Here is a 25,570-nt window from a genome sequence, read left to right as displayed (position 1 = left end):
ATCCACCCTTTCCCCGGACGTGACGGCGCGTGTTCCCCAAGCTGAAGATCCAACCGCGCCTGATTGCCATCCATCTCGGTCTGATCGCCATCGGCGCCCTCGGCGGGCTTGCCGCACAGGCGCTCGGCATGCCCCTGCCCTTCATCCTCGGAAGCCTGCTGCTCGTCGCGATCGTGGCGCAGGGCTCAGCGCTGCTGGCGGCCTCGCCCGACCGGGCGCTGCTTCCGCCGGACTTCAAGTTCAACGACGAATTCCGCGCCATCTTCATCGGCGTGATCGGCATGGCCATCGGAACGCGGATCACGATCGAGGTGCTGCAGAACCTGCCGAAGGCGGCGTTCTCCTTCGCGGCGCTGACGCTCTTCGTGCCGCTGACCTTCTGGGTCAACTATCTGATCTTCCGGCGGATCGGCCGCTACGATCACGCGACCGCCCTGTTCTCGGCATCGCCCGGCGGGCTCTACGAGTCGATCATGTACGGCGAACAGGCCGGCGCCGACATGCGACAGCTGATGCTGGCGCAATTCCTGCGGATCATCTTCGTGGTCACCCTGCTGCCGGTCGGCATGTCGCTCTATATCGGCCACCCGGTCGGCTCGGCCGCGGGCCTGGGCCTCGCGCCCGCGGATACCGGGCTGGAACACCTGCCGGTCGCGGCGCTGGTGCTGGTTCTGGGTCTGGTGCTCGGCCACCGGCTGCACCTTCCGGCGGCGCAGCTGCTCGGGCCGCTGCTGCTGGGCGCGGTGGTCACGCTCAGCGGGTTCGCGGTGCTCGACCTGCCGAACTGGATGCTGTCGGTGTCGCAGATCGTGATCGGCACGACCCTCGGCACCCGCTTCGTCGGCATCCGTCCGCGCATGATGATCAACGGCGCGGGGCTGGGCATTCTCAGCGTCGCCGCCATGATGCTGATCGGCACGGCGATGGCGCTGGTGCTCCGCCCGCTGACCGGAGAACATTTCGACGTCCTGCTGATCTCCTTCGCGCCGGGCGGGGTGACCGAGATGGCCCTGGTCGCACTGTCGCTCAACGCCAACCCGGCCTTCGTGACCCTGCACCACCTCTACCGGATCATCCTGACGGTCTTCGTGATCGGCCATGCGGCGCGGCGCTACTCCCCCGGGGACTGAGCCCCCTCGGCCTTCTCCTCGAGCGTCATCCACTCCTCCTCGGCCTCGGCCAGGGCCTGCTGCCGTTCGGCCAGCGCCTCGGACCCCTTGGCGAACTTGACCGGCTCGCGCGTGTAGAGGTCGGGCTGGGCGAGAAACTCCTCCAGCCTGGCGATTTCGGCCGCCAGCCGGTCGATCACCCCGGGCAGTTCCTCCAGCCGGTGACGCTCGGTGAAGGTCAGCGCATCGACCGGCTGGCTCGGCGCGGCCCCGGGCCGGGGGGCGGGTTTCGAGGCCGGTTTCCGCTTGGCCGGCCCCGTGCGTGGCGCCTCCCCGCCACGCTGTGCCCGGTAATCGGACCAGCCGCCGGCATAGACCGTCGCGCGCCCCTGCCCCTCCATCGCGACGGTGGTGGTGGCGACACGGTCGATGAAATCGCGGTCGTGGCTGACCAGCAGGACCGTGCCGTCGTAGTCGTCCAGCAGTTCCTGCAACAGGTCCAGCGTCTCGACGTCGAGGTCGTTGGTCGGCTCGTCCAACACCAGCAGGTTGCTTTCCCGCGCCATCAGCTTGGCCAGCAGAAGGCGCGCCTTCTCACCGCCCGACAGCGACCGCACCGGCGCGCGGGCCTGGCGTTCGTCGAAGAGGAATTCCTTGAGATAGCCCACCACATGTTTCGGCTGGCCCCGCACCAGCACCTGGTCGGCCTGTCCCGACACCCGCATGTCCCTGTCGCCGGTCAGGTTCTCCCAGAGGCTGAGATCGGGATCGAGCGCCGCGCGGCTCTGATCGAAGATCGCCGGCACCAGGTTCGAGCCGAGCGCGACCCGTCCCTCGTCCGGGGCGATCTCGCCGGTCAGCAACCCGATCAGGGTGGTCTTGCCCACGCCGTTCGGTCCGACGAATGCGACCCTGTCCCCGCGCATGACCCGCAGGTCAAGGCCGCGGACGATCTGGCGGTCGCCATACCGCTTGGAGAGCCCCTCGGCCTCGATCACCTTGCGGCCCGACTTCGGCCCGGAGGCGAGATCCATCGCCGCGGTGCCCTGCCGGCGGATCTGGGCGGCCCGTTCCTGCCGCAGGTCCTGCAATGCGCGGACCCGGCCCTGATTGCGCTTGCGCCGGGCCGAAATGCCCTCGACCGCCCATTTCGCCTCGGCCTTTATCTTGCGGTCCAGCTTGTGTCGGGCGGTATCCTCCTCCTCCCAGATCCTGTCGCGCCAGGCCTCAAACCCGGCGAACCCCTCCTCCTGGCGGCGCACCTCGCCCCGGTCGATCCAGAGCGTGCCGCGGGTGAGTGTCCGCAGAAAGGCCCGGTCGTGCGAGATCAGCACGAAGGCCCGGCCGGTCTGGGCGAGCGTGGCCTCCAGCCAGGCGATCGCCTCGATGTCCAGATGGTTCGTCGGCTCGTCCAGCAGCATCAGCTCGGGCGCCTCGGCCATCAGCCGGGCCAGCGCGGCGCGGCGCCTCTCGCCGCCCGAGGCGGTCTCCACGGGACGGGCGGGATCCAGCTTGAGCCCCTCGCTGGCCATCTCGACCCTGTACTGCTCCGCCGGCTCCAGCGCAGCCGCGGCAAAGTCGCCGAGCGTGGCAAAGCCGGACATGTCCGGTTCCTGCTCCATGTAGCCGACGGTGGTGCCCGGGGTGACGATCCGCTCGCCCCGGTCGGGCTCGACCAGGCCCGCCATGACCTTCATCAGCGTCGATTTGCCAGACCCGTTGCGCCCGACGAGGGCCAGCCTGTCGCCGGGCTGAACGACCAGCGACAGGTCGTGGAAGACCGGATCGCCGCCGAAGGTGAGCGAGATATCGGAGAGCTGCAGAAGGGGTGCGCGGGCCATGCGCCCCCGCTACGCCGCCACCCCGGCACCGTCAAGGGCGTCGGGTGCGGACGGGGGCGCTGCCCCCGGGCCTGCGGCCTCCCCCGGGATATTTTCCCGACCAAAGAAGGGGGCGCCGCGGCCCTGCTTCTTTGGTCCGGAAAGTATCCCCGCCGGAGGCACCGCGACCATTCCCCCGGAATGGTCGCCTGAATCGCGTGCGCCGCAGGCGCGCCTTTCGGTCAGGTGGCCGTGGCGCGCAGCAGGCGTTTGCGGGCGGGCGGGATGGCGCTGATTTCGAGGCCGGTGAAGACATGCAGCGTGTTCATGTGGCTGTCGACGACCGCGTGGTCGCTGACCCATCCCCCCATGAGGAGATAGGTCCGCAGCAGCGGCGGCATGCGCAGCATGGCCAGCCGGGCGTCGGGCTTGCGGCGCAGCTTCTGCGCAAAGCGGAAGACCTTGGGCGCCTTGACCTTGGGCAGCCAGCGTTTCGGGGCGATGTGGCGCTCCTTCAGCATGGCGAAGGCGTCGAGGTATTCCTCCGCATCCGTGCCGTGGAACGAGGAACAGCCGAAGAGCATCTCGACGTTCTGGTCGTCCACATAGGCGGTCATCGCGCCCCAGGCGACGCGCAGGATGTCGGGATCCTTCACCGCCGGATCGATGCAGAAGCGGCCCATCTCGACCATCCGGCCCTCGAAGGCCTCGAGCGCGGACAGTTCGTAGTATTGCGCCGAATAGCTGCGCGCGATCTCGCGCCCGCCGGTGAGGGGCAGGATCCGGAAACAGCAGACGAGGGCGCCGCTGCGCTGGTCCTCGACAAGCACGTGGTCGCAGAGATCGTCGAAGGGATCGGCGTCGAGATCGCTCTCGGCGGTGCCGCGGAAGGCCAGGGTGCGGAGCCGCTGCGCCGCGAGGACTTCCGCCTGCGTTCCGGCAAAACGCGCGCGGTAGCGTCCTTTTCTGAGCGACAGCATCTCGGCACCTCCACAGCGCATCATCGCCAGGGGAAACTAGGTCCCCCGCGCAATGCCCGCAAGATGTATCGATTTGATGACAGGCGCCCCGTCCCGGCCGGAGCGCGATCTCAGTTCAGGAAACTGCCGGCGGAAAAGTTGCCGATGTTGCGCAGAAGCTGCGCCAGGATGCCGCTGCCGCCGCTGTCGTTCGTGGTGACGCGGCGCGACAGGACGACCGCGCGGCCGTCTTCGAGGCCGTACCGCTCGATGTTGCGCACGGTGCCCGTGTCGTCGAAGGTCACCGCGACGATCTCGCGCTCGACCACCTTCGGCTGGGTCGGACCCAGGTGGCGGAAGGTGCTGCGCACGTAGAAATAGCCGCTGTCATCGGTCACGCCCGACGTCGATGGCGCGCCCAGCACCTCGGCCACCGTGTCGCGCGTGTCCACGCCGACGGTGATCTGCTGGAGGTCCTCTTCCTCGGGCACATAGCCATGCGCGCGCATCCGTTCGACGCAGGCGGCGAGGGACAGCATCGCCAGACCGGCAAGCCCCATGCGTGCCAGACGCAGCGCCCGGCGCGCCCTATCCCCGGTGTTGTCAGCCATGCCTGCCCCCTCGAGTTCACAGCGGAACGCCCCCTTGCCAGGGGTGGATCCGGCTTTTATCCCGATTACATCAAGTTCTTATCCGTGTTCAAGGAAGGATCGCCACCATGGGAGACGCCCGCCACGGCAAGGACCGCCTTCGCATCGCCGACCTGAACAGTCGGGCGGCGACCGGTTTCGATCTGCGCCCCGACGAGGCGGCGCTGGACCGTCTGAGGGACGACCTCGACCTTCTCGGCCTGCGCAAGCTGCGATTCCAAGGGGCGCTGCGCCCGCGCGGCTCGCGCGAATGGGAGTTGGTCGCCCAGCTCGGCGCCACGGTGGTGCAGCCCTGTGTCGTGACCCTCGCGCCCGTCACCACCCGGATCGAGGAAGAGGTGACGCGCCGCTATACCCCCGATTTCCAGCACGCCCCCGGCGCGGGCGAGGATGGCGACGGCGAGGGCAGCCCGATGCCCGAGGACGAGACGCTCGAGCCGCTGCCGGCGGTGATCGACCTCACCGAGGTCATGACCGAGGCGCTGGCCCTGTCCCTGCCCCTCTACCCCCGGGCCGAGGGGGCCGAAATGGGCGAGGCGGTCTTTGCCGAAGAAGGCAAGCGCCCGCTGCGCGACGAGGACGTGAAACCCTTTGCGGGGCTCGCCGGCCTGCGCGACAAGCTGGCAGGACCCGACCGCGAGGGGGACTGAGGGCGCGGGGACAAAGAATCGCTTGCGATTCCGCTGCCGAGGAGTATTTTCGCGCGCTCATCCGATTTGAACTTGAATGCGTGGCGCGTGACGGATTATGAGCCTCGCATCGACGAAACTCGGCCCTGACCCGGACCGGCGCGGGACTGCGCGTGGAACCCAGGGCCCCTGACTGCAGAGGTTGCGACATGGCTGTCCAACAGAACAAAGTCTCGAAGTCCCGGCGCAACAACCGCCGTGCCCATGACGCACTCGTGGCTGCCAACCCGAACGAATGCCCGTCCTGCGGCGAACTCAAGCGTCCGCATCACGTCTGCCCCTCGTGCGGGCAGTATGCCGACCGCGAAGTCATCGCCATGACCGACGAGATCGACCTGGACGACGACGCGGCCTAAACGCACGGCACGATCGGACAGACCCGCATGAGCGACGCGCACAGCCAGACGCCAGCGGGACCCTCGACCGGAGCCGACGCGACTCCGGTCGGACAGGGCCGCATCGTCATCTCCGTGGATGCCATGGGGGGCGACCGCGGCCCCAATGCCGTTGTGGCGGGGATCGCGCGTTCTGCCAAGAAGAACCCCGAGATCGGCTTCATCCTGCACGGCCCGAAAGCCGTGCTGACGCGTCTTGTCCAGAAACGCAGGCAGCTGCGCGGCCGGGTCGAGATCCGCGACGCCGAGGGCGTCGTCCGCATGGACGACAAGCCCAGCCAGGTGATGCGCCACGGCAAGGGCACCTCGATGTGGTCCACCCTGGAATCGGTGCGCAACGGCGAGGCCAAGGTGGCGGTGTCCTGCGGCAACACCGGCGCGCTGATGGCGCTGTCGATGATCCGGCTGCGCAAGATCCCCGGCGTGAACCGTCCCGCCATCGCCGTGCTCTGGCCCTCGCGCAACCCCTCGGGGTTCAACGTCATGCTGGACGTCGGCGCGGATGTCCGCGCGGACGAAGAGGACCTGCTGCAATTCGCGCTGATGGGGGCCTCCTACGCGCGCAACGGCATGCGTCTGGAGCGTCCGCGCATCGGGCTGCTCAACGTCGGCACCGAAGAAAACAAGGGCCGGGCCGAGCTGAAGGCCGCGCATGACCTGATCGAGCGCGCCGCCCCGGGGGCGCATTTCGATTTCGTGGGTTTCGTCGAGGGCGGCGACATTCCGGGCGATTCCTGCGACGTGATCGTGACCGACGGTTTCACCGGCAACGTGGCGATCAAGACCGGCGAGGGCACGGCCAAGCTGATCGGCGACCTGCTGAAGGAGGCGTTCAAGTTCTCGCCCCTTTCGCGCATCGCGGCGCTGCTGGCCCTGACGTCGCTGCAACGCCTGCAGAAGCGGATCGACCCGCGCCGCGTCAACGGCGGCGTGTTCCTCGGGCTGAACGGCACGGTGGTGAAATCTCACGGGTCGGCCGATGCGACCGGTGTGGCGGCGGCGGTCAAGCTGGCCTTCCAGCTCGCTCAGCAGGATTTGACGAACAAGATCAAGGCGCGGGTTGCATCTGCGGGATTGCCGGAACAGGATGCCACAGAAGAAACCAAGGTGGCTGAATGACTGTGCGCGCCGTTCCGACCGGGATCGGGCATTACCTGCCCGAACGGGTCGTCCCCAACAGCGAATTCGAAAAGACCCTCGACACGACGGACGAATGGATCCGCACGCGATCGGGGATCGAACGTCGGCACTTTGCGGCCGAGGACGAAACGACGAGCCAGATGGCGGTCCGGGCGGCCGAACAGGCGCTGCAGATGGCCAGGCTCGCACCCGACGACATCGACGCGGTGATCGTCGCGACCTCGACCCCCGATCTGACCTTCCCCTCCGTCGGCACGATGGTGCAGGAGGGGCTCGGCATGACGCGGGGCTTCGCCTACGACGTGCAGGCCGTCTGCGCCGGGTTCATCTTCGCGCTGGCCAATGCCAACGGCATGATCCTCTCGGGCCAGGCCGAGCGGGTGCTGGTGATCGGGGCCGAGACCTTCTCGCGCATCATGGACTGGGAGGACCGGGCCACCTGCGTACTCTTCGGCGACGGTGCCGGCGCGCTGGTGCTCGAGGCGCGGACCGGCACCGGGAAAAGCGACGACCGGGGCATCCTGTCCGTCGATCTCAATTCCGACGGCAAATATCGTGACATGCTCTATGTCGACGGCGGCGTCTCGACCTCCGGGACGGCGGGCAAGCTGCGGATGCAGGGCAACCCGCTCTTCCGGCAGGCGGTGGCCAAGCTGACCGAGACAGCCGACGCGGCCCTGGCCAAGGCGCATCTGACGGGCGCGGATGTCGACTGGATCGTTCCGCACCAGGCCAACATCCGGATCATCCAGGGCACGGCCAAGAAGATGGGCCTGCCCATGGAAAAGGTCATCGTGACCGTGCAGGACCATGGCAACACCTCGGCCGCCTCGATTCCGCTGGCGCTGTCGGTCGGCGTGACCGAGGGCAAGATCCGGTCCGGCGACCTCCTGGTCGCCGAGGCGATCGGCGGCGGTTTGGCCTGGGGCGCCGTGGTGATGCGCTGGTAGACAGCGCCGCCCGCCGGACAGACCGGTGACCATTCCCGCTCAAGTGCTTGATATTGACTCGGAATACTCCGCGGCGCAGGATGCCCCGAGCAAGTGCACATATGCGTCGGCAGTTTGGCGCGAGCGGGAGGACTGGCCATGGGCGAAACGACTCTGACGAGACTGGACCTGAGCGAGGCCGTGTTCCGCGAAGTCGGTCTGTCGAGAAATGATTCAGCCCAGCTTGTCGAATCCGTGCTGACCCACATGTCAGACGCGCTGGTGCGCGGCGAACAGGTCAAGATCTCCTCGTTCGGGACCTTCTCGGTGCGGGACAAGGCGGCCCGGGTCGGCCGCAATCCGAAGACCGGCGAAGAAGTGCCGATCAGCCCGCGCCGTGTGCTGACCTTCCGCCCCTCGCACCTGATGAAAGACCGCGTGGCCGACGGCAACCGCAAATAAGGACCTTCGCCGTCATGGCCAAATCCGCAGATGCGTTCCGGACCATCAGCGAAGTGTCGGAGTGGCTGGACACTCCGGCGCATGTGCTGCGATTCTGGGAGAGCAAGTTCACGCAGGTGAAACCGGTCAAACGGGCCGGCGGCCGGCGCTACTACCGTCCCTCGGACATGGAATTGCTGGGCGGCATCAAGAAGCTGCTGCACGAGGACGGGATGACCATCAAGGGCGTGCAGAAGCTCCTGCGCGAGAAGGGGGTGGCGCATGTGGCCGCGCTCTCGCAGCCGCTCGATGCGGTGACGGCGGCGGTGCGCGACGCGATGGACGGCCGGGCCAAGGGCGTCGGCCGGCCCGAGGCGGCGCATGACCCTGCGCCGGAGCCTGCCATCCCTGCAAAGGCGCCCGAGGCCCCGGCGGCGCCCCCCGCCCCCGCGCCGGAAACCAGGGGCCGGGCGCCGGAGCCGGCTGCGCCGCGCGCGCCAGTGACCGCCATGGCCCCCGCGCCGGCCACGGCTGCCAAGGTGGACACGGCCCTGCCGCTTGCCCTGCGCCGCAAGACCCCGCTGGCCCCGGAGGACGCCCGGCAGGTCCGCCAGTTGGCGCAGCGCCTGCACGACTGGCTCGAGCGGCAGAGCGCCTGAATCGAATCCGGCGGATCGGTCAGATTTCCCCTTGTTCCCCGCGCCAGATCGGATATGTAAGCCGGACCGTCGGGCTATAGCGCAGCCTGGTAGCGCGTCCGTCTGGGGGACGGAAGGTCGCAGGTTCAAGTCCTGCTAGCCCGACCATTTCATCACATTGGTGGTTCCGACGGTGGCTCTCGTGGCCGCTCGGCGCATCATGCGCGCCGTCAACCTCGGGCTCGACCTCGGGTTCTCCCGGTCGTCCGGAGCGTTTTTTTGCCGCGTCGTGCTCGGGCCGGGCCCGGATTGACGCGGGGCCAACAGGGGCCCGCACGCTCAGAGCGGTTGCGGCACCGGTTCCCGCACCCAGTCCCAGGCGGCCTCTTCCTCGGCCATCGGGAATATCTTCACGTCGACATCGCCAACCATGCGGGCGAAGCCGGCGAAGGGCCGGACCCAGGCCTGGTCCGTCACGATGGCATAGCGGTGCAGCGTCCGGATCGCGTCCCACTTCATGCCGAGCAGCGCCCGGTCGAACACGATCTCGGGATCGAACCCAGCGAAATGTTTCAGCCGGGCGAGCGCGTTGAACTTGCCGCCACGATCGATCCGCTCGCGGAAGGGGCGCAGGATGACCTCGACGTCCTCTTCGTCCATGTAGCCGTCGAGTTCGAAGGCCAGCACGTCGGCATGGCCGCTGTCGATGCGGGTCAGCCCGGGCCGACGCGCGGCAGCGGGCAGATCGCGGGCCCAGGCCTCGGCCTCGGCGGCCTCGCCGGGCAGGAAGCTGCGCATCTCGATGCGCGGAACGACCGGATTGAGGTAGCGGACCGCGCCGGCCAGCGTGCGGTTTCCGGTCACGACGGCAGCGCGCGGCATCTTGCGGAGGTCGTCGAGCAGACCGAGCTCCTCGACGATGTCCTCGAGCATGGCGCCGCCGGAGATATCCGTGAAACCGGTCATGTCGACACATATCCCGACACGTTCGGCGGCATCCAGCGCGGGCTTGAACCGGCGGTAGAAGTCCCTGACCTCCTCTCGCGTGACGTCGCCCGAGACAGTGACCCGGAACAATGGCGGTTGCGCGGTATCGAGCGAGATCATCCTGCCCCCCTTTGAGCGACGGGGCCCGGGAATAAGGCCCCGCGACTTAGATGGGGTCCGCGCGCCGCAGGTCAACGCGGCAGCGGCGGTTTCCGGTCAGACGCCAGGCATCGCCGGGGGGCGCCGCGCCGATGGCTCTGCCTGTCCGCAACCCGTGAAAGACGGACGGTCCCGAGGCCCTGCCCCGCCTTCCCTTTGCCGGATTCGCAGCGTAACGTCCCCGCGACCGCGCAGGAGAAACCATGACCGGCATCATTCCCAGCCAGCACCTTCGCAACATGATCGACCGGGGCGAGATTGCCGCCGACGAAACCATCACAGAAGAGCAGATCCAGCCGGCCAGCATCGACCTGCGGCTCGGCAGCACGGCCTATCGGGTCCGGGCCTCGTTCCTCGCCGGAGAGGACCGCACCGTCGCCGACCGGCTGGCCGAGTTCGAGATGCACCGCATTGACCTCTCCGAGGGGGCGGTGCTGGAAAAGGGGTGCGTCTACGTGGTGCCGTTGATGGAAAGCCTGAAGCTTCCCGGGGCGGTGCAGGCGGTGGCGAATGCCAAGAGCTCGACCGGGCGCCTCGACCTGCTGACCCGCGCGATCGTGGACGGCGGCAAGGAATTCGACCGCATCCCGCCGGGCTATTCCGGTCCCCTCTATGCCGAGATCTGCCCGCGCAGTTTCTCGGTTCTCGTCCGTTCCGGCATGCGCCTGAACCAGATCCGGTTCCGCGCCGGGGGCGCGCGTCTGACGGATGCGCAGTTGCGGGCGCTGCACCTCAGAACGCCGCTGGTGGACGGGACACCGGTGATCGAGGACGGGCTGGGCTTTTCCGTCGATCTCAAGTCCGGCGCAGACGACATCGTCGGGTATCGCGCGAAGCCACATGCCGGAGTGGTCGATCTTGACCGCCTAAACCATTACGAAATCGGCGACTTCTGGGACGAAGTCCGAACGACCGACAGCCGGATCATCCTCGATCCCGGTGCCTTCTACATTCTCGTCAGCCGCGAGGCGGTGACCATCCCTCCGGATCATGCCGCAGAGATGGCGCCCTATCTCGCCATGGTGGGGGAATTCCGGGTGCATTACGCGGGATTCTTCGACCCGGGTTTCGGCCACGACGCGGCGGGCGGGGCCGGATCGCGCGGCGTCCTCGAGGTGCGGTGCCACGAGGCGCCCTTCGTGCTGGAACACGGTCAGGTCGTCGGGCGGCTGGTCTATGAACGCATGATGGCCGAGCCGGAAACGCTCTATGGCGACGGGCTCTCCTCGAACTACCAGGGCCAGGGGCTGAAGCTTTCCAAGCATTTCAGGTCCGCTTGACCCGTTTCTCAAGTCCATCTTACAAGTCTCAGAAAAATAACGATATGTTGTCGCCACCCATTACCCTGCTGACCGCTGCCATTGCCGTGGTCGGGGCGAATTCCATGGTTCTCGCTCCGATCACCGGGGCGGTCGCGGCCGATCTGGGCGGCGATCCGGCCGATATCGTCCAGGCCGCGGCGGCTTACGGTGTAACCACGGCGATTTCGGCGATCCTTCTCGCGCCGCGGGCCGATGTCATCGGGGCGCACCGGGCCCTCTATCACGCGGTGCTGATCGTGCTGGCCTCGATGATCGCCTCGGTCGTCGCCCCGACGAAATGGGCGCTCACGCTGGCGCAGGGGGTCGGCGGCATCGGCGCGGGCATGGCGATCCCGGCGATCTATGCGCTGGCGCCGCAGCTCGGCCCCAAGGGGCAGGAAAAGCGGAGCATGGGGCTTGTTCTCTCGGGCTGGACACTGGCGCTGGTGGCCGGGGTCGCGGGGTCCGGGTTCCTGGCGGAGTTCGCGGGATGGCGTGCGGTTTACGCCGTACTTGCCGTTGCAATCATTGGTGTTTTCATCGCGATGCACCGGATCGACCTGACCGTCGACCTGTCGTCGGCGCGGCCGACCTCGCCGCTGACCGCCCTGCGCGTGCCCGGCATCTGGCGCGGGCTCTTCGCGGCGGGCGCGCTCATGCTGGGGTTCTACGGCACCTATGCCTTCATCGGCGCCCATGTGCATGACGCGCTCGGCCGCGGCCCCGACTGGGCCGGCGTGGTCACGCTCTTCTACGGCACCGGGTTCGGGCTGGCGGCGCTGATCGACAAGTATGTCGACCGCCTGCCGCAGAGCCAGGCGGGGGCGCTCTCCTTTGCGGGTCTCACGGCGGTCTACCTCGCCCAGCTCGCCTTCGGCGGCATCTTCGTGGCACTGACGCTCATCGCGCTGTGCTGGGGGATCGTTCAGCACCTCGGCCTGAACTTCGTGGTCTCGCGGCTGGCCTCGCTCGACGTGTCGCAACGCGGGGCGGTGCTGGGGCTGAATTCGGCGGTGACCTACCTTGCCGTCACGGGTGGCGCGCTGGCCTTCCGGCCCGCCTACGAATACGGCGGGCTGGCTCTGTGCAACCTGCTGTCGGCGCTCTGTGTGGCGGCGGCGGTGGCGGAGAGCCTGACCGCGCCTAGAGCCGACCATTCCGCCGCATGAGCCGGGCGGCCTTGCGGGCGCGGCGCGCGGTCTGACGCGCCCGTTTCGACTGCGGCCCCTGCCCGTCGCCTTTTGCCATACGGCCCATGCCGGCCTTCAGGCCGCGAGACAGCACGCGGCGCAGGATCATCCGGATCAGTCGCTCTGCATTCACTTCGTCACTCCTCGAACATGTCGTCCTGGCCCTCGTCCGCGTCGTGTTCGCCGTCGTCCCCGTCCTCGTCCAGATTGCCGAACCCCGGCGGCGGACGATTGTCCAGCAGCCCGGCCTCGCGCAGTTCCTTGAGTCCCGGCAGATCGCGCGCCGTCTCGAGCCCGAAATGGTCGAGAAACGTCGCCGTGACCACGAAGGTCACAGGGCGGCCCGGCGTCATGCGGCGGCGGCCAAAACGGATCCAGCCCATCTCGATCAGCAGATCGATCGTTCCGCGCGACACCGAGACGCCGCGGATCTCTTCGATCTCGGCGCGGGTCACGGGCTGATGATAGGCGATGATCGCCAGGGTTTCGATGGCCGCGCGCGACAGCTTGCGGGTCTCGACCGTTTCCTTCTGCATCAGGTGGCCGAGATCGGGTGCCGTGCGGATCGCCCATTGATCCCCCACCTGCACGACCCGGATTCCACGCCCCTCGTAACGCGCCTGAAGGTGTCGCACCGCCTCGAGTGCGTTGCAGCCATGGGGCATCCGCGCATTCATGTCGCCGATCGTCACCGGTTCGGCCGAGGCAAAGAGAATCGCCTCGACCATGCGCTCCTGCTCGGCCATGGGGGGCGTCTCGAACAGGGAATCGTTGGCCGGGGTTCCGGGCGGGGGCGTCTGGTCAGTCATCCGGTTTCGTCCGCTGGCGCAGCTGGATCGGGGCGAAGGTTTCGGATTGGCGCAGCTCGGCATGGCCTTCCTTGACCAGTTCCAGCGCGGCGGCGAAGGTCGCGGCCGTGGCCGAGCGGCGCCGGACCGGGTCGCTTTCCCAGCCTTGCGGCATGTAGGACATGATGTCGGTCCAGCTTCCGGCAAAGCCGATCATGTGGCGCATCCGATCCAGGGCCTGTTCCATGGTAAAGACGTTGTCGCGATCCATCACGTAGGGGCGAAATTCGTCGCGGGTGCGGATCCGCGCGTAGGCCTGCATGAGGTCGAGCAGGTTGGCCGAATACTCCACCCGGCGCACGCGTTCCACCCCCTCGGGGATGCCGCGCGGAAAGAAATCGCGCCCCAGCCGGTCGCGGGCCATCAGCCGCGCGGCCACATCCCGCATCGCGGACAGCCGCTCGAGCTGAAAGGCGAGGTGCGCGGCCAGATCCTCGCCCGAGGGGCCCTCTTCCTCCGGGTCGGGGGGCAGCAGCAGGCGGCTCTTGAGAAAGGCGAGCCAGGCCGCCATGACCAGGTAATCCGCGGCCAGTTCGATCCGCAGTTCCTTGGCCTTCTCGACGAAGAACAGGTACTGCCGAGCCAGCTGAAGAACCGAGATCCTGAGCAGGTCGACCTTCTGGGTCCGCGCAAGGTTCAGCAGCAGGTCGAGCGGGCCCTCGAATCCGTCGACATCCACCACGAGCGCCTCGGCGGCGAGGCGTTCGTTCACGCTCAGAGATGCGTCGCGGTGCTCGTCCTCAGCCATCGTCCCGACCGTGCAAGAGAGCCTCAAGCTTCTCTTCGACGGCCTGAATGTCAACCTCCGCTGCCTGATCGCGCAGGGCCAGCGCCCGGTCCGCGCGCTCCTGCGCGGCCGAGGACATGCGCCCGGCGGCGTCGGCCACCGCGGCTCGTTCGGCCAGGGTCGCGTTGCACAGCAGCACGACATCGCAGCCCGCCGCGAGCGAGCCGCGGGTGATGTCGGAATACGACCCCTCCAGCGCCTTCATCGAGATGTCGTCGGTCATCAGCAGCCCGTCGAATCCGATGTCGTTGCGGATGACCTGCACCGCACGGGGCGAGAGTGTCGCGGGACGCTCGTCGATCGCCTCGTAGACCACATGGGCGGTCATCGCCATCGGCAGGTCGTTCAGCACCTTGAACGGCGCGAAGTCCACGGCATCGAGCGTCTCGCGGGGGGCCGTGACCACCGGCAGGTCATGGTGGCTGTCGGCCGTGGCCAGGCCGTGGCCGGGGACGTGCTTGACCACCGGCAGCACGCCGCCCGCCTGGAGCCCCATGGCCACCGCCCGGCCCAGCCCCGCCGCCTCGGCCGGAGTGGTGCCGTAGCAGCGGTCGGTCAGGAAATCGTGAGTTTCAGGGCGCGGAACGTCGACCATCGGCGCGCAGTTCACGTCGATCCCGTAGCTGCGCAGTTCCAGTGCGGTGATGAGATAGCGCAGGTACATCGCCTCGGTCGCGGCGGCGCCCGCCCTGCGCGAGAAATCGAGCGGCGGCTCCCACTCCCGCGCGAGCGGCGGACGCAGGCGCTGCACCCGGCCGCCCTCCTGGTCGATCAGGATGGGGGCGTCGCGGCCGACCGCCTCGCGCATCTGGTCGCAGAGCGTCATCAACTGATCCGCATCCGCGATGTTGCGCGCGAAGAGGATGAAGCCGAAGGGGTCGGCCTCGCGAAAGAACGCCGTTTCGTCCTCGGTCAGGCGGGTGCCCTCGGCGTCGAGGATCGTGGCGCCGAAGGTCATTTCGCGACGACCGGGATGCAGTCGGCGTTTTCGGCCACCAGCGCGGCGCAGAAATGGCGCGTGGCCGAGAGGTCGGCGAAATTCATCACCCGCAGGCGATAGAAGGTGCGGCCGCCGCTGCTGGCCTTCTGGATCACGCGCTGCTTGTCGTCCATGTAGTCGCGGAACCGGCTGTTGAACCGGTCCCATTCCTTGCGCGCCGTCTCGACGCTGTCATAGGCGCCCAGTTGCACCAGCCGGGTGCCCGCAGGGATCGAGGCGGGATCCACATCGACCGCGGGCTGCAACGGCGCCGGCGCGGCGATCGGGGCCTGGGGCGCGGTGGTGGCCAGGACCACCGGGCGCATCCTGGGACGCAGGGTCAGGTTCGGGCCGCCGGTGCCGTCCATCAGCAACGCCGCCTTGGTCTCGGTCGCCTCTGCCGCCTGCTCGGCCTTGAGCAGGGCGCGGGCGATCGTGTCGTCGGTGGTCACCGGCTCGACGGTCTCGCCCGACAGCGGCGCGGCGTCCTTCAGGACCCGCGCGGTCAGGGCCGCGATCGGGTCGGCCCGTTCAGCCTCGGCCCGCGCTTCGGCGGCCGCCGCCTCGGCCTCGGCCTCGCGGCGGGCGGCGATGCGCTTGGGGGACTCATCCTCGAATTCCAGCCGCACCGGCGCGGGCGCCAGGATCAGGCGGTCCGCCGGCTTTTCCGCCAGCCCCTCGGCCGCGACCTTGTTCACCGCCAGACCGACATTGCCGGCCAGGGTGCCGCCCGGATCCTCCGGCGCGATCCGCATGGGATCGGCCGCGGCCCGGACCACCGGCACATCGGAGACGTCGCGCATGAGGGTCCGGTAGCCCCAGACGCCCACGCCGACCAGCAATGCGATCGACACCAGCCCGCCGGTCAGGTTGATCAGCGTCGCCATGGAAAGGGAGGGGTCTTCCTGCCCGGACTCCACCTGAATCTCTGCCATTTCGCCTCGCTCCCGCGCGCGTTGCCGCGCGTCGGTTTCCGTTGACTGCTCGTCCCCGGTCGCGGCGGTGCTTTAGCGCAACTCTTCCGCGGGGGTCACGCCAAGGATAGCAAGACCAGCGGAAATGACAACGGCTACGGCACGGGCAAGGGCCAGTTTCGACTGGCTCAGAGCGGCGTCGCCCTCGTGCAGGAAGCGCAGTTCGGGCTTGTCGTTGCCGCGGTTCCACAGGGTATGGAGATCGCCCGCAAGCTCGTAGAGATAGAAGGCGACGCGGTGCGGTTCGTTCGTGCGGGCGGCGATCTCGACCAGGCGCGGCCATTCCGTCAGCTTCTTCGCGACCGACTGTTCTGCTTCGTCCGTCATACCCGAGAGATCGGCAGCGGCGAGCGTCGCGTCGTCATGGGCGATCCCCGCCTCGCCCGCCTTGCGCAGGACCGAGGCGATCCGGGCATGCGCATACTGCACGTAGAACACCGGGTTCTCACGCGACTGTTCCAGCACCTTGTCGAAATCGAAATCCAGCGGCGCGTCGTTCTTGCGGGTCAGCATGACAAAGCGAGTCACGTCCGGCCCGACCTCCTCGACCACGTCGCGGAGGGTGATGAAGGTCCCTGCCCGCTTGGACATCTTGAACGGCTCGCCGTCCTTGAAGAGCTTGACCAGCTGACAGAGTTTGATGTCGACCGGCACCCGGCCGTCCGACAGAGCGCTGACCGCCGCCTTCATCCGCTTGACATAGCCGCCGTGATCCGCGCCGAAGACGTCGATCAACAGGTCGTAGCCGCGGCTGATCTTGTCGTAGTGATAGGCGATGTCGGGGGCGAAATAGGTCCAGCTGCCGTCCGACTTCCTGATCGGGCGGTCCACGTCGTCGCCGTGTTCGGTCGAGCGGAAGAGGGTCTGCTCGCGCGGCTCCCAGTCCTCGGGGACCTTGCCCTTGGGCGGCTCGAGCGTGCCCTGGTAGATCAGACCCTTGTCCGAAAGGCTGTCGATGGCGGCCTCGATCCGGCCGGTGCCGTAGAGCGCCTTCTCCGAAAAGAAATGGTCCATCTGCACGCCGAGCAGGCCGAGATCGACGCGGATCAGCTCCATCATCGCCTCGGTGGCCATTTCGCGCACGTCGTCGAGCCAGACCTCTTCGGGCTGGTCCACGTAGGCGTCGCCGACCTTGGATTTCAGCGCCTCGCCGACCGAGATCAGGTAGTCGCCGGGATAGGTGCCGCCTTCGAAGGTGACCTCGTGGCCATGGGCCTCGAGATAGCGGAGGTAGACCGAGCGGGCCAGCACGTCGACCTGCGCGCCGCCGTCGTTGATGTAGTATTCGCGCGTGACCTCATAGCCCGCGTAGTCGAGCAGGCTGGCAAGCGCGTCGCCGAAGACCGCGCCGCGCGTATGGCCGACATGGAGCGGGCCGGTGGGATTGGCCGAGACGTATTCGACGTTCACCTTCAGGCCCCTGCCCATGGCGGAACGGCCGTACTGCGGACCGCTTTGCAGGACTGTCCGGACGATGTCGGCCCAGACCGCCGGATCGAGGCGGAGGTTCAGAAACCCCGGCCCCGCCACTTCGGCGCTGGTGATCCTGTCGTCTGCGGCGAGCCGGTCGGCCAGCGCCTCGGCGATGTCGCGGGGCTTGAGGCCGGCGGGCTTGGCCAGGACCATGGCGGCATTGGTGGCCATGTCGCCATGACCGGGATCGCGGGGCGGCTCGACCGTGACATTGGCAAAGTCGAGGCCTCCGGGCAGGTCCCCCTCCTGCTGCATGGCGGCGAGACTGTCGAGCACGGTGGCGCGGATATCGGCGAATAGGTTCATCGGGCCGGTCCTTTCATCTCGCGCGGGTTTATCATGGCGGCGTGGCGCGTCAACGGGGCGGAGCCCGGGCGCGTGCGTTGCGTCAGGTCGGGACCGGCGGCCGGCCCCGCGCTCGGCCGTGATCCTAGGGCACGACCCCGGGGATGACGGCCCGACGGGCGGTGCGGGATGGTGAAAGGTCCTCGGGTCGCCGCCGGGGGATGACGGTGGTGCGGGGTGGCAGGAGATCCCCGGTCGGGGCCGGGGATGCCGAAGGTGCGGGTGGCGGGAGATCCCCGGTCGGGGCCGGGGATGACACGATGGCGCTCGCAGCGCGCGCCCGAGCGGATCACCCGTTCCGGATCCGCTCCTCGTAACGGATGTGACCGGGGCCGGAGGCGCGCAGCCCCGGTTCCGGCTCGGTGCCGGTCAGACGGGCGTGTTCGACGATGGCGAAACGGTCGGTCATCCCCGAGATGTAGTCGCAGACGATCCGGGCCAGCGCCGTCTCGTCGCCACGGACCGCCTCGACATCCTTGCGCCACTGCTTGGGCAGCACGTCCGGCGTCTGCATGAACAGAGGAAAGAGTTCGCGGACGATGCGGGTCACCTTTGCCCGCGTCTCGACCACCTCCGGCGCCCGGTACATGCGGTGGAAGAGGAATTCGCGGATCGCCTTGAGATCCGCCCAGACCCCGGGCGAGAAGCGCGCCATCATCCGGCCGGCCTCGCGCACGTCGGTGACCGAGGCGGGGCCGACCGCCGACAGGTTCTCGCGGGTCACCGCGATCACGTCCTCGACCAGCACGCCGAAGAACCGGCGCAGCGCCTCGTGCCGGCGGCGGTAGAGGTTGAGGCCCGGGTAGCGCGCGTCCACAGCGTCGAAGCAGCGATCCAGAATGGGCAGTTCCGCGAGCTGCTCGGTCGAGAAGAGTTCGGCCCGCAGCCCGTCGTGCAGATCGTGGTTGTTGTAGGCGATATCGTCGGAGAGCGCGGCGACCTGCGCCTCGGCCGAGGCATGAGTGTGCAGTTCGAGATCGTGAAGCGCGTTGTACTCGGCGAGCGCATAGGGAATCTCGCCCGTCACCGGCCCGTTGTGCTTGGCGATGCCTTCGAGGCAGTCCCAGGTCAGGTTCAGCCCGTCCCATTCGGCATAGGTGCGCTCCAGGCTGGTGACGATGCGGATCGCCTGGGCGTTGTGGTCGAACCCGCCGTAGGGCTCCATCAACTCGGCCAGCGCATCCTCGCCAGTATGGCCGAAGGGTGGATGGCCGAGGTCATGGGCCAGCGCCACGGCCTCGGTCAGTTCGGGGTTGAGCCCGAGCGCGCCGGCAATGGTGCGCGCGACCTGCGCCACCTCGACCGAATGGGTCAGGCGGGTGCGGAAATAGTCGCCCTCGTGCTCGATGAAGACCTGGGTCTTGTGCTTGAGCCTGCGGAAGGCCGAGGCATGGATGATCCGGTCGCGGTCACGCTGATAACACGAGCGGAACGTGCTTTCCTCTTCGGCATAGCGCCGCCCGCGCGACGCCCCCGGATGCGAGGCATAGGGCGCGAGCATGGCGCCTCCTTCTTACTGTGTCCCGGTGGTCCCGGCGTGCTGCGCCGGCGATCCTTGTCCCCTGATGTGACCCTGCATATATTGCAGGCAAGTGTCAGGCAAACCGTCCGATTTGCCCCATCAATGAGGTATCGCCATGCAGATCCCGCCCAAAGTGACCGACCGCGCCTTCGAACGTCTGTCCGAAATCGGCGCCGGCGCCCAGGGACAGGCCCTGCGCGTGGCCGTCGAGGGGGGCGGCTGCTCGGGGTTTCAGTACGACATCAAGCTGGACGACCCCTCCGACGGCGACCTCGTGCTCGAGGGCAATGGCGAGCGGGTGGTGGTCGACGACGTCTCCCTGCCCTTCCTGGCAGGCGCGACGATCGATTTCGCGGACGAACTGATCGGTGCGCGCTTCGTGATCGAGAATCCGAACGCCACGAGCTCCTGCGGCTGCGGCACCTCCTTCTCGATCTGACACTTGCCGCGGCCCCGGCCGACCCTGGCCGACCCCGGTCCTGTCGCGCGAACGGGCGCTATTCCGCGGGCGGCATGACGCTCCGGGCCATCGGCGGCGCGCGCCGGACGCGCTGCGCCGCGAATTGCTCGTAGACAAGGTATGACCCCGAGGCCACGACGACGGCCGCGCCGAGGAAGATGTGCGCGCCCGGGACCTCTCCGAAGAACGCGGCGCCGATGATCACCATCCAGACGAACTGGAGGTTCATGAGCGGCGTCGCGGTATAGGCGGGCAGAAGGCGCAGCGCCACGACCAGCAGCCAGCGGGCGCCGAAGAGCAGCCCGGCATAGGCGACGGCCAGGCCGAGGTCGCCGAGCGGCATGGGCCGGAAGACGAACGGCAGGGCGATGGCCATCACGATCATGTTCAGCAGGTTCGGATAGAAGACCAGCGCGAGCGAATTCGCCTCGCGACGGCCGACATAGCGGGCCATGACCATCGACAGCGTGCCGGAAATGCAGGCGAGAAAGGCCACGGCGTGGCCCAGCGTGACGGCGGTGAGGCCCTCGGGGAAGAGGCACAGGACGCCGACGAAGCCGGCTGCGAGGGCGATCCAGACGCGCGGCGCCACGCGTTCGCGCAGGATCGGGCCGGACATCAGGCCGGCGACAAGCGGCATCAGACCGATGAAGATGAAGACCTCGGCGAAGGGCAGCAGCCGGAAAGCGTAGAAAAAGGCGGCCCCGGCGACGACCGTGGCGACGGCGCGCACCGCCATGGCCCGGGGCTGCGTGGTCCGCAGGCCTCCGGGTGCGGGGCTGATCCGGTTGGCGATGACGCAGAACAGGGCCACCAGCCCGCCGGAGACGGCATAGAGCTGCGGCGCCGCGTAGCCGCCCGCCAGCAGCTTGGTGATCCCGTCGGCCGACGAGATCAGCGCGGTGTAGATCAGGACCAGTGCGGTGCCGGTCAGGGCCGTGAACGAGGCTGCCTTCATGCGCGCGCCGCCTCCGCCCGGCCGGAGCGCATGCCCGTGCGGGCGAAACCGGCAAAGAAATCTCCGAAACAGTCGCAGGCGGCCTCGGCGCGGATCAGGATGTCGGCGCTGTCGGGGCTGACGTTTTCGCAGACATAGTCGCGCATCAGCTGCCAGTCGGACGACCGGCGCGTGTTCAGCCCGTAGATCACCTCGGACAGTTCGCGAAGCGGGGCGGGATGATCATGCTGCGAATGGAAGCTCACCGGGCCTGGCGTCAGGCGCGCCTGGAACGGAGCGCCGCCGGATGTGCTCAACGCCCAGTTGCAGACCAGGTACGCGTGATAGTCATCCTGCCGCACGGCGTCGTCTCCTTCCGCGACGGCAAAAGCGGCCGCAACATGGGCGATAGCATCCTGCCACTCGGCCGGAGGGGTTAGGCCGCAGTAACGCATTGCCACCAAAACTTCCGCAAGAAGGTCCCAATTGCAATCCAAAAATGCCAGCGTGCCGGTGAATTTAAGGCTCTGCTCGGCTTCGGAGCCCAGGTCGGGATCGCGACGGCCATATTCGGAAAGGTAAAATGCGATGTGCGTCAGCTCATAGGCCGCCTTCTTGTTGGGAACCGAAAAAGTGGTCGGTCGTGATACAAACCTACTCAACCTGTCGTTGATAAGCGTCACATCCTGGCCATGACTGACGCCAACGCGCGTCATAAGGCGCGTCGCCTCGCCGCGCTGCAGGTCCGACAGCTCGGCCTCGATCAGGCCCTGGTCGGCCACCCATTGCGCGAGGGCGCGGCCCTTGCCGCCCCCCAGACCGAGCGTCTCGAGGTCGAGGCAGATGGACAGGAGGAACCGGTAGTACTGCGGAAAGAATTCCAGCCGCTCCTCGATCGTGTCGTAGAAGCCCCGGTAGACGGACAGCGCCTCGGGCGCCACGTCCTGGCCTGTGCATTCCAGGATGTTGAGGATTTCGGCGTTTTCCTTAAGCCAGAACACATCGTCGGTATCGCGGCGGTGGTTGGCGAAGGTGTCCAGCAGGGCCGCGTATCTCGCGGCCCGCTGTTCGCTGCGGGAGGGGAAGGCAAGGTGGATGACATTGGACATGATATTGCTCCTTTGATCACCGGGGCCTGACCCGCCCCGTCCCGTAGTCCGTCTGGATCAGCTGCCCGAGGCGAAGGACTGAACCGCGTCGCCCGTGGCGATCTCCGAGGTCACCGGAGCGGAACCGGAGGCGAAGGCCTCGACCGCGTCACCCGCGGCGGTTTCCGAAGTCACCGGAGCGGAACCGGAAGCGAAGGACTGAACCGCGTCGCCCGTGGCGATCTCCGAGGTCACCGGAGCGGAACCGGAGGCGAAGGCTTCGACTGCGTCACCCGCGGCGGTTTCCGACGTCACCGGAGCGGAACCGGAGGCGAAGGCTTCGACCGCGTCGCCCGTGGCGATCTCCGAAGTCACCGGGGCGGAACCGGAGGCGAAGGCTTCGACCGCGTCGCCAGAGGCGATTTCCGAAGTCACCGGAGCGGAACCCGAGGCGAAGGCTTCGACCGCGTCGCCGCTGCTCATCTTTGTGGCGTTCGGCGCCGAGCCGGAGGCGAACATCTCGACGGCGTCACCGTCCGAGGCGCGGGTTGCGGTCGGAGCCGAGCCCGAGGCGAACATTTCAACCGAATCTCCCCCCTTGACATCCGTGCGGGCAGTCGGCGCGGACCCCGAGGCGAACAGTTCCACAGCGTCGCCCGAGAGGGCCCTGACGGCCGTGGCCGGGGCGGAACCGGAGGCGAACATCTCGACCGCGTCGCCAGCCGTCATGCGGGTCGAAACCGGGGCCGAACCCGAGGCGAACATCTCGGTCGCGTCGCCGTCGAACATGGTTTTTTCTTCAAGTTTTGCAGTTGCTTGCTGAACAAAGCTTTTGTGGATTGCAGACATCTTCAGGGTCTCCCAGTTGGTGGTTGATGCCCCGAGGATTGCCCTCTGAACGGTTTCTGCAAAGTAAAAAAACAACCTATACGTGTGTCCCGATTTATGGCACGCGAAGTGATTCGCGCTAAGCGCCTGAAACGATTGAAACGGGGGACGGGCAAATTTTTCGTAAATTCGAACACGTGAATGCCTGGCAGCGGCCTATGACGTCATCTTAAGGGGTCTGCGATGCGCGAATCATCCGTCTTGCATGACTCAACTTGGAGCAGCCGCGGCGGCGAGATGACGCCGACTCGCACAGGGAAGACGCTATTTCGCGCCGCTTGCCCCGCCCTGGCGGATCCTCCAGAAAGGCCCGGACAGAGGGAGACACGGCCATGCGCATCGCCACGTTCAACATCAACGGCATCAAGGCACGCCACGCGGCGCTGACCACCTGGCTGGACGAGGCCGGGCCGGATGTCGTGCTGTTGCAGGAGATCAGGTCGGTGGACGAGAACTTCCCCCGCGAGATCTTCGAGGACCGCGGCTACAACGTCGAAACCCATGGGCAGAAGAGCTTCAACGGTGTGGCGATTCTTTCAAAGCTGCCGCTCGAGGACGTGACCCGGGGCCTGCCCGGCGACGATGCGGACGACCATGCGCGCTGGATCGAGGCGACGGTCGTCGGCGAGCATGCGGCCCTGCGCGTCTGCGGGCTCTACCTGCCCAACGGCAACCCCGCGCCGGGGCCGAAATACGACTACAAGCTGGCGTGGATGGAGCGTCTGCGCGAACGGGCCAGGCAGTTGATCGCGCAGGAGGAACCGGCGCTGATGGCGGGGGATTACAACATCATTCCCCAGCCCGAGGACGTTGCCAGGCCCGATGCCTGGCGCGACGACGCGCTTTTCAGGCTCGACAGCCGCGACGCCTATCGGCGGGTGCTGAACCTGGGCTTCACCGAGGCGTTCCGCACGCGCCACCCGGCCCCCGGCCATTATTCCTTCTGGGATTACCAGGCCGGCGCGTGGCAGCGGAACAACGGCATCCGGATCGACCACATCCTGATGACACCGCAATGCGCCGACCTGATGCAGGACGCAGGCATCGAGAAAGAGTTGCGGGGCCGCGAGAAACCCTCGGATCACGTGCCGGTCTGGGTCGACCTCGCCGTCTGAACCGGAGCCAGCCGCGCCCCGCCCGTGACATCGTGGTCGTACAGCCACGAGAAACCGCGGATCACGGATCGCGGCGCCGTAGCGCCCAGAAGGCGGATCCCCAGCTGCGCCCCCGTCGCGAGGGGGCCGCGCAGGTGGTATTTCCAAGCGTTGCCGGTCGCCGCATCGACGGTGCGGACCACCCGGGCGTGCCGGGCCCGCTGGTAGGTTTCGAACGCCGCGCGCGTATCGTCGGTCGCGTCCAGCGCCTCTGCCAGAACCCAGGCATCCTCGATCGCCATGCAGGCGCCCTGGGCGAGGAAGGGCAGCGTCGGGTGGACGGCATCGCCCATCAGCACCGTGTTGCCGCCATGCCAGTCGGTCGCGACGCGGCGCCGGAACAGGCCCCAGACATGGACCGTCTCGATCCGGTCCAGCAGGGCGCGCGGGCGTGGACCCATCCGGGAAAAGGCGCCCTGGACGGCGGCGGCGCTGTCCCGTCGCGACCAACTTTCCTGCGTCCAGTCGCGGCGTTCCTCGACCGCGACGATGTTGCGAAGGCGGTGATCACGCAGCGGATAGGTGACGATATGCCGGCCGGGGCCCATGTGTAGCTCGACCTCGGGCGGCCCCTCGTCGCCGGCCACAACGGCGCGCCAGGCCACCTGCCCGGTAAAGAACGGCGTGTCCCGGCGCCCGATCGACTCGGCCACGACGGAATGGAGACCGTCCGCTCCGACGACGATATCCACCTCGGTCGCGCCCCCCCGCGCCGCATGGACAACCGGCCGCAGGCCCGGCGCCACGCGGTCCACTTGATGGCCGAGATGCAGCTCGGCCCCGGCCGCGCGCGCGCCCTGCGCCAGCACCTCGATCAGGTCGGCGCGGTGCAGGAAAAGGTAATCCCCCGGGCGTTCCAACCCCGCCAAGGGGAACCGCGCCAGCCTCCGGCCCCGGCGATCCCGCAGGACCACGGCCTGCGCCTCGGGCGCTCCGGTGGCGCGGACGGCCCCCTCGAGGCCGAGCGCACGCAGGACAGCCAGGCCGTTGGGACTGATCTGGATGCCGGCGCCGACCTCGGCGATCTCGGACGCCTGTTCCAGAACGCTCACACGGGCGCCCCGCAGCGCAAGGGCGCGCGCGGCCGTCAGGCCTCCGATCCCGGCGCCGACGATGACGACATGCCTGTTCCTGATACTCATGCGGGGTCCGTTACGCAAAACGCCGGGACCATCGCCCCGGCGCCTTCGAAGATCACACGCGATGCGGGTGGTCAATCGTCGCGATGCACCTTTTCACGCCGCTCATGCCGTTCCTGCGCCTCGAGGCTCATGGTGGCGATCGGGCGCGCGTCGAGGCGCTTGAGCGAAATCGGCTCGCCGGTCACGTCGCAATAGCCGTATTCGCCCTCGTCGATCCGGCGCAGGGCAGAGTCGATCTTGGCGACCAGCTTGCGCTGGCGATCCCGCGTACGAAGCTCGAGCGCGCGGTCCGTCTCCTCGGAGGCGCGATCGGCGACGTCCGGGATGTTCCGCGTATTTTCCTGGAGACCTTCGACGGTGTCACGGCTGTCGAGCAGAATTTCTTCTTTCCAAGCCAATAATTTGCGTCTGAAATATTCGGTCTGTCGCTCGTTCATGAAGGGCTCGTCCTCGGCGGGACGATAGTCTTCTGGCAGAAAAGTCTCTGCTTTCATTCTTGGCTCCCTAGTCGTTCCGTGACCAGCTGCAAAACACTGGCCGGTCAACGGGTCCCCTTACGCGGGTGC

Annotated in this window: 26 protein-coding genes and 1 tRNA gene; 12 read left to right on the top strand and 15 right to left on the bottom strand. The window is 67.8% G+C overall.

Annotated elements, in window-relative coordinates:
• The first annotated feature begins 29 nt into the window (after window positions 1–29).
• Complete coding sequence (locus OB2597_RS06545) at window positions 30–1,130, top strand: AbrB family transcriptional regulator (RefSeq protein WP_009804746.1); 1,101 nt, start codon at window positions 30–32, stop codon at window positions 1,128–1,130.
• Here the strand turns inward: OB2597_RS06545 and OB2597_RS06540 are convergent.
• The 3 genes from OB2597_RS06540 to OB2597_RS06530 form a co-directional block, all read right to left on the bottom strand.
• Window positions 1,112–2,950, bottom strand: a complete 1,839-nt coding sequence (locus OB2597_RS06540) for an ABC-F family ATP-binding cassette domain-containing protein (RefSeq protein WP_009804745.1) — start codon at window positions 2,948–2,950, stop codon at window positions 1,112–1,114. The genes OB2597_RS06545 and OB2597_RS06540 overlap by 19 nt on opposite strands.
• Window positions 2,951–3,171: 221 nt before the next feature.
• Window positions 3,172–3,909 carry a GNAT family N-acetyltransferase gene (locus OB2597_RS06535; RefSeq protein ID WP_009804744.1) on the bottom strand — a complete coding sequence of 246 codons (738 nt, stop codon included), beginning with the start codon at window positions 3,907–3,909 and terminating at the stop codon, window positions 3,172–3,174.
• A 110-nt stretch (window positions 3,910–4,019) separates the two neighbouring features.
• Window positions 4,020–4,499, bottom strand: a complete 480-nt coding sequence (locus tag OB2597_RS06530) for an outer membrane protein assembly factor BamE (RefSeq protein ID WP_040609175.1) — start codon at window positions 4,497–4,499, stop codon at window positions 4,020–4,022.
• Between the two features lie 107 nt (window positions 4,500–4,606).
• Between OB2597_RS06530 and OB2597_RS06525 the strand changes: the two genes are divergently transcribed.
• The 7 genes from OB2597_RS06525 to OB2597_RS06495 all read left to right on the top strand — a co-directional run bounded on the left by OB2597_RS06525 (window position 4,607) and on the right by OB2597_RS06495 (window position 8,938).
• On the top strand, window positions 4,607–5,188 hold the full coding sequence (locus tag OB2597_RS06525) for a YceD family protein (protein WP_009804742.1): 582 nt from the start codon (window positions 4,607–4,609) through the stop codon (window positions 5,186–5,188).
• Window positions 5,189–5,376: 188 nt separating this feature from the next.
• A complete protein-coding gene (gene rpmF / locus OB2597_RS06520; protein ID WP_009804741.1) occupies window positions 5,377–5,583 on the top strand; it encodes a 50S ribosomal protein L32 in 207 nt (68 codons plus the stop codon).
• Window positions 5,584–5,610: 27 nt separating this feature from the next.
• A complete protein-coding gene (gene plsX, locus OB2597_RS06515; protein WP_009804740.1) occupies window positions 5,611–6,741 on the top strand; it encodes a phosphate acyltransferase PlsX in 1,131 nt (376 codons plus the stop codon).
• The gene (locus tag OB2597_RS06510) at window positions 6,738–7,712 is read left to right on the top strand and encodes a beta-ketoacyl-ACP synthase III (protein ID WP_009804739.1); all 975 of its coding nucleotides are present in this window, start codon (window positions 6,738–6,740) and stop codon (window positions 7,710–7,712) included. The genes plsX and OB2597_RS06510 overlap by 4 nt, the downstream gene beginning before the upstream one ends.
• Window positions 7,713–7,850: 138 nt before the next feature.
• Window positions 7,851–8,153, top strand: coding sequence for an integration host factor subunit alpha (ihfA, locus tag OB2597_RS06505; RefSeq protein WP_009804738.1), 303 nt, complete (start codon window positions 7,851–7,853; stop codon window positions 8,151–8,153).
• A 14-nt stretch (window positions 8,154–8,167) separates the two neighbouring features.
• Window positions 8,168–8,791: a MerR family transcriptional regulator gene (locus tag OB2597_RS22480; RefSeq protein ID WP_009804737.1), complete on the top strand. Its 624-nt coding sequence runs from the start codon at window positions 8,168–8,170 to the stop codon at window positions 8,789–8,791.
• Window positions 8,792–8,861: 70 nt separating this feature from the next.
• Window positions 8,862–8,938, top strand: a tRNA-Pro gene (locus OB2597_RS06495).
• Between the two features lie 171 nt (window positions 8,939–9,109).
• Here the strand turns inward: OB2597_RS06495 and OB2597_RS20885 are convergent.
• Window positions 9,110–9,877, bottom strand: coding sequence for a SpoIIAA family protein (locus OB2597_RS20885; protein ID WP_009804736.1), 768 nt, complete (start codon window positions 9,875–9,877; stop codon window positions 9,110–9,112).
• A gap of 242 nt (window positions 9,878–10,119) precedes the next feature.
• On the opposite strand from OB2597_RS20885, the gene OB2597_RS06485 reads away from it, so the two are divergent.
• Both OB2597_RS06485 and OB2597_RS06480 read left to right on the top strand, forming a co-directional pair.
• The gene (locus tag OB2597_RS06485) at window positions 10,120–11,196 is read left to right on the top strand and encodes a 2'-deoxycytidine 5'-triphosphate deaminase (protein ID WP_009804735.1); all 1,077 of its coding nucleotides are present in this window, start codon (window positions 10,120–10,122) and stop codon (window positions 11,194–11,196) included.
• A 44-nt stretch (window positions 11,197–11,240) separates the two neighbouring features.
• Window positions 11,241–12,386: an MFS transporter gene (locus OB2597_RS06480; protein WP_009804734.1), complete on the top strand. Its 1,146-nt coding sequence runs from the start codon at window positions 11,241–11,243 to the stop codon at window positions 12,384–12,386.
• A 158-nt stretch (window positions 12,387–12,544) separates the two neighbouring features.
• On the opposite strand, the gene scpB is transcribed toward OB2597_RS06480, so the two are convergent.
• The 6 genes from scpB to OB2597_RS06445 form a co-directional block, all read right to left on the bottom strand.
• Window positions 12,545–13,216: an SMC-Scp complex subunit ScpB gene (gene scpB / locus OB2597_RS06470; protein ID WP_009804732.1), complete on the bottom strand. Its 672-nt coding sequence runs from the start codon at window positions 13,214–13,216 to the stop codon at window positions 12,545–12,547.
• Window positions 13,209–14,003, bottom strand: coding sequence for a segregation and condensation protein A (locus tag OB2597_RS06465; RefSeq protein ID WP_009804731.1), 795 nt, complete (start codon window positions 14,001–14,003; stop codon window positions 13,209–13,211). Before OB2597_RS06465 ends, scpB begins: the two co-directional genes overlap by 8 nt.
• Window positions 13,996–15,000 carry a beta-N-acetylhexosaminidase gene (nagZ, locus tag OB2597_RS06460; RefSeq protein ID WP_009804730.1) on the bottom strand — a complete coding sequence of 335 codons (1,005 nt, stop codon included), beginning with the start codon at window positions 14,998–15,000 and terminating at the stop codon, window positions 13,996–13,998. The genes OB2597_RS06465 and nagZ overlap by 8 nt, the downstream gene beginning before the upstream one ends.
• A complete protein-coding gene (locus OB2597_RS06455; protein ID WP_009804729.1) occupies window positions 14,997–15,956 on the bottom strand; it encodes an SPOR domain-containing protein in 960 nt (319 codons plus the stop codon). The genes nagZ and OB2597_RS06455 overlap by 4 nt, the downstream gene beginning before the upstream one ends.
• 72 nt (window positions 15,957–16,028) lie before the next feature.
• Window positions 16,029–17,774 carry an arginine--tRNA ligase gene (gene argS / locus OB2597_RS06450; RefSeq protein WP_009804728.1) on the bottom strand — a complete coding sequence of 582 codons (1,746 nt, stop codon included), beginning with the start codon at window positions 17,772–17,774 and terminating at the stop codon, window positions 16,029–16,031.
• 328 nt (window positions 17,775–18,102) lie between these two features.
• Window positions 18,103–19,314, bottom strand: coding sequence for a deoxyguanosinetriphosphate triphosphohydrolase (locus OB2597_RS06445; protein WP_009804727.1), 1,212 nt, complete (start codon window positions 19,312–19,314; stop codon window positions 18,103–18,105).
• A 136-nt stretch (window positions 19,315–19,450) separates the two neighbouring features.
• Here OB2597_RS06445 and OB2597_RS06440 point away from each other — a divergent pair, with 136 nt between their 5' ends.
• A complete protein-coding gene (locus OB2597_RS06440) occupies window positions 19,451–19,774 on the top strand; it encodes a HesB/IscA family protein (RefSeq protein ID WP_009804726.1) in 324 nt (107 codons plus the stop codon).
• A gap of 58 nt (window positions 19,775–19,832) precedes the next feature.
• Here OB2597_RS06440 and OB2597_RS06435 read toward each other — a convergent pair whose 3' ends face one another.
• Genes OB2597_RS06435 through OB2597_RS06425 form a run of 3 tightly spaced genes read right to left on the bottom strand, consistent with a single transcriptional unit; the run spans window position 19,833 to window position 22,609 of the window.
• Window positions 19,833–20,753: a DMT family transporter gene (locus OB2597_RS06435; protein ID WP_009804725.1), complete on the bottom strand. Its 921-nt coding sequence runs from the start codon at window positions 20,751–20,753 to the stop codon at window positions 19,833–19,835.
• Window positions 20,750–21,841, bottom strand: coding sequence for a DUF6902 family protein (locus OB2597_RS06430; RefSeq protein ID WP_009804724.1), 1,092 nt, complete (start codon window positions 21,839–21,841; stop codon window positions 20,750–20,752). The genes OB2597_RS06435 and OB2597_RS06430 overlap by 4 nt, the downstream gene beginning before the upstream one ends.
• Window positions 21,842–21,898: 57 nt before the next feature.
• Window positions 21,899–22,609, bottom strand: a complete 711-nt coding sequence (locus OB2597_RS06425) for a DUF6749 family protein (RefSeq protein WP_009804723.1) — start codon at window positions 22,607–22,609, stop codon at window positions 21,899–21,901.
• 431 nt (window positions 22,610–23,040) lie between these two features.
• On the opposite strand from OB2597_RS06425, the gene xth reads away from it, so the two are divergent.
• A complete protein-coding gene (gene xth, locus OB2597_RS06420; RefSeq protein ID WP_009804722.1) occupies window positions 23,041–23,823 on the top strand; it encodes an exodeoxyribonuclease III in 783 nt (260 codons plus the stop codon).
• Here xth and OB2597_RS06415 read toward each other — a convergent pair.
• Both OB2597_RS06415 and dksA read right to left on the bottom strand, forming a co-directional pair.
• Entirely contained in the window at window positions 23,790–25,004 is a 1,215-nt protein-coding gene (locus tag OB2597_RS06415; RefSeq protein ID WP_009804721.1) for an FAD-dependent monooxygenase, read from the bottom strand. The two genes, xth and OB2597_RS06415, sit on opposite strands and share 34 nt — an antisense overlap.
• A gap of 71 nt (window positions 25,005–25,075) precedes the next feature.
• Window positions 25,076–25,498: an RNA polymerase-binding protein DksA gene (gene dksA, locus OB2597_RS06410; RefSeq protein ID WP_009804720.1), complete on the bottom strand. Its 423-nt coding sequence runs from the start codon at window positions 25,496–25,498 to the stop codon at window positions 25,076–25,078.
• Window positions 25,499–25,570: the final 72 nt, after the last annotated feature.

This window comes from Pseudooceanicola batsensis HTCC2597 (assembly GCF_000152725.1).
GTDB classification, from domain to species: Bacteria; Pseudomonadota; Alphaproteobacteria; order Rhodobacterales; family Rhodobacteraceae; genus Pseudooceanicola; species Pseudooceanicola batsensis.
The sequence above is the reverse complement of the archived record's forward strand: the minus strand, read 5'-3'. Positions and strand labels throughout refer to the sequence as shown.

Excerpts from the sequence above, each read along its gene's own strand:
- OB2597_RS06445 (WP_009804727.1), bottom strand. The coding sequence starts at position 19,314 with ATGCTCGCGCCCTATGCCTCGCATCCGGGGGCGTCGCGCGGGCGGCGC.
- OB2597_RS22480 (WP_009804737.1), top strand. The coding sequence starts at position 8,168 with ATGGCCAAATCCGCAGATGCGTTCCGGACCATCAGCGAAGTGTCGGAG.
- rpmF (WP_009804741.1), top strand. The coding sequence starts at position 5,377 with ATGGCTGTCCAACAGAACAAAGTCTCGAAGTCCCGGCGCAACAACCGC.
- OB2597_RS06425 (WP_009804723.1), bottom strand. The coding sequence starts at position 22,609 with ATGTTCGACGGCGACGCGACCGAGATGTTCGCCTCGGGTTCGGCCCCG.
- OB2597_RS06540 (WP_009804745.1), bottom strand. The coding sequence starts at position 2,950 with ATGGCCCGCGCACCCCTTCTGCAGCTCTCCGATATCTCGCTCACCTTC.
- ihfA (WP_009804738.1), top strand. The coding sequence starts at position 7,851 with ATGGGCGAAACGACTCTGACGAGACTGGACCTGAGCGAGGCCGTGTTC.
- dksA (WP_009804720.1), bottom strand. The coding sequence starts at position 25,498 with ATGAAAGCAGAGACTTTTCTGCCAGAAGACTATCGTCCCGCCGAGGAC.
- OB2597_RS06430 (WP_009804724.1), bottom strand. The coding sequence starts at position 21,841 with ATGTCCAATGTCATCCACCTTGCCTTCCCCTCCCGCAGCGAACAGCGG.
- OB2597_RS06440 (WP_009804726.1), top strand. The coding sequence starts at position 19,451 with ATGCAGATCCCGCCCAAAGTGACCGACCGCGCCTTCGAACGTCTGTCC.
- OB2597_RS06535 (WP_009804744.1), bottom strand. The coding sequence starts at position 3,909 with ATGCTGTCGCTCAGAAAAGGACGCTACCGCGCGCGTTTTGCCGGAACG.
- OB2597_RS20885 (WP_009804736.1), bottom strand. The coding sequence starts at position 9,877 with ATGATCTCGCTCGATACCGCGCAACCGCCATTGTTCCGGGTCACTGTC.
- nagZ (WP_009804730.1), bottom strand. The coding sequence starts at position 15,000 with ATGACCTTCGGCGCCACGATCCTCGACGCCGAGGGCACCCGCCTGACC.
- OB2597_RS06525 (WP_009804742.1), top strand. The coding sequence starts at position 4,607 with ATGGGAGACGCCCGCCACGGCAAGGACCGCCTTCGCATCGCCGACCTG.
- OB2597_RS06455 (WP_009804729.1), bottom strand. The coding sequence starts at position 15,956 with ATGGCAGAGATTCAGGTGGAGTCCGGGCAGGAAGACCCCTCCCTTTCC.
- OB2597_RS06415 (WP_009804721.1), bottom strand. The coding sequence starts at position 25,004 with ATGAGTATCAGGAACAGGCATGTCGTCATCGTCGGCGCCGGGATCGGA.
- OB2597_RS06530 (WP_040609175.1), bottom strand. The coding sequence starts at position 4,499 with ATGGCTGACAACACCGGGGATAGGGCGCGCCGGGCGCTGCGTCTGGCA.
- OB2597_RS06465 (WP_009804731.1), bottom strand. The coding sequence starts at position 14,003 with ATGGCTGAGGACGAGCACCGCGACGCATCTCTGAGCGTGAACGAACGC.
- plsX (WP_009804740.1), top strand. The coding sequence starts at position 5,611 with ATGAGCGACGCGCACAGCCAGACGCCAGCGGGACCCTCGACCGGAGCC.
- OB2597_RS06435 (WP_009804725.1), bottom strand. The coding sequence starts at position 20,753 with ATGAAGGCAGCCTCGTTCACGGCCCTGACCGGCACCGCACTGGTCCTG.
- OB2597_RS06510 (WP_009804739.1), top strand. The coding sequence starts at position 6,738 with ATGACTGTGCGCGCCGTTCCGACCGGGATCGGGCATTACCTGCCCGAA.
- scpB (WP_009804732.1), bottom strand. The coding sequence starts at position 13,216 with ATGACTGACCAGACGCCCCCGCCCGGAACCCCGGCCAACGATTCCCTG.
- argS (WP_009804728.1), bottom strand. The coding sequence starts at position 17,774 with ATGAACCTATTCGCCGATATCCGCGCCACCGTGCTCGACAGTCTCGCC.
- OB2597_RS06485 (WP_009804735.1), top strand. The coding sequence starts at position 10,120 with ATGACCGGCATCATTCCCAGCCAGCACCTTCGCAACATGATCGACCGG.
- xth (WP_009804722.1), top strand. The coding sequence starts at position 23,041 with ATGCGCATCGCCACGTTCAACATCAACGGCATCAAGGCACGCCACGCG.
- OB2597_RS06480 (WP_009804734.1), top strand. The coding sequence starts at position 11,241 with ATGTTGTCGCCACCCATTACCCTGCTGACCGCTGCCATTGCCGTGGTC.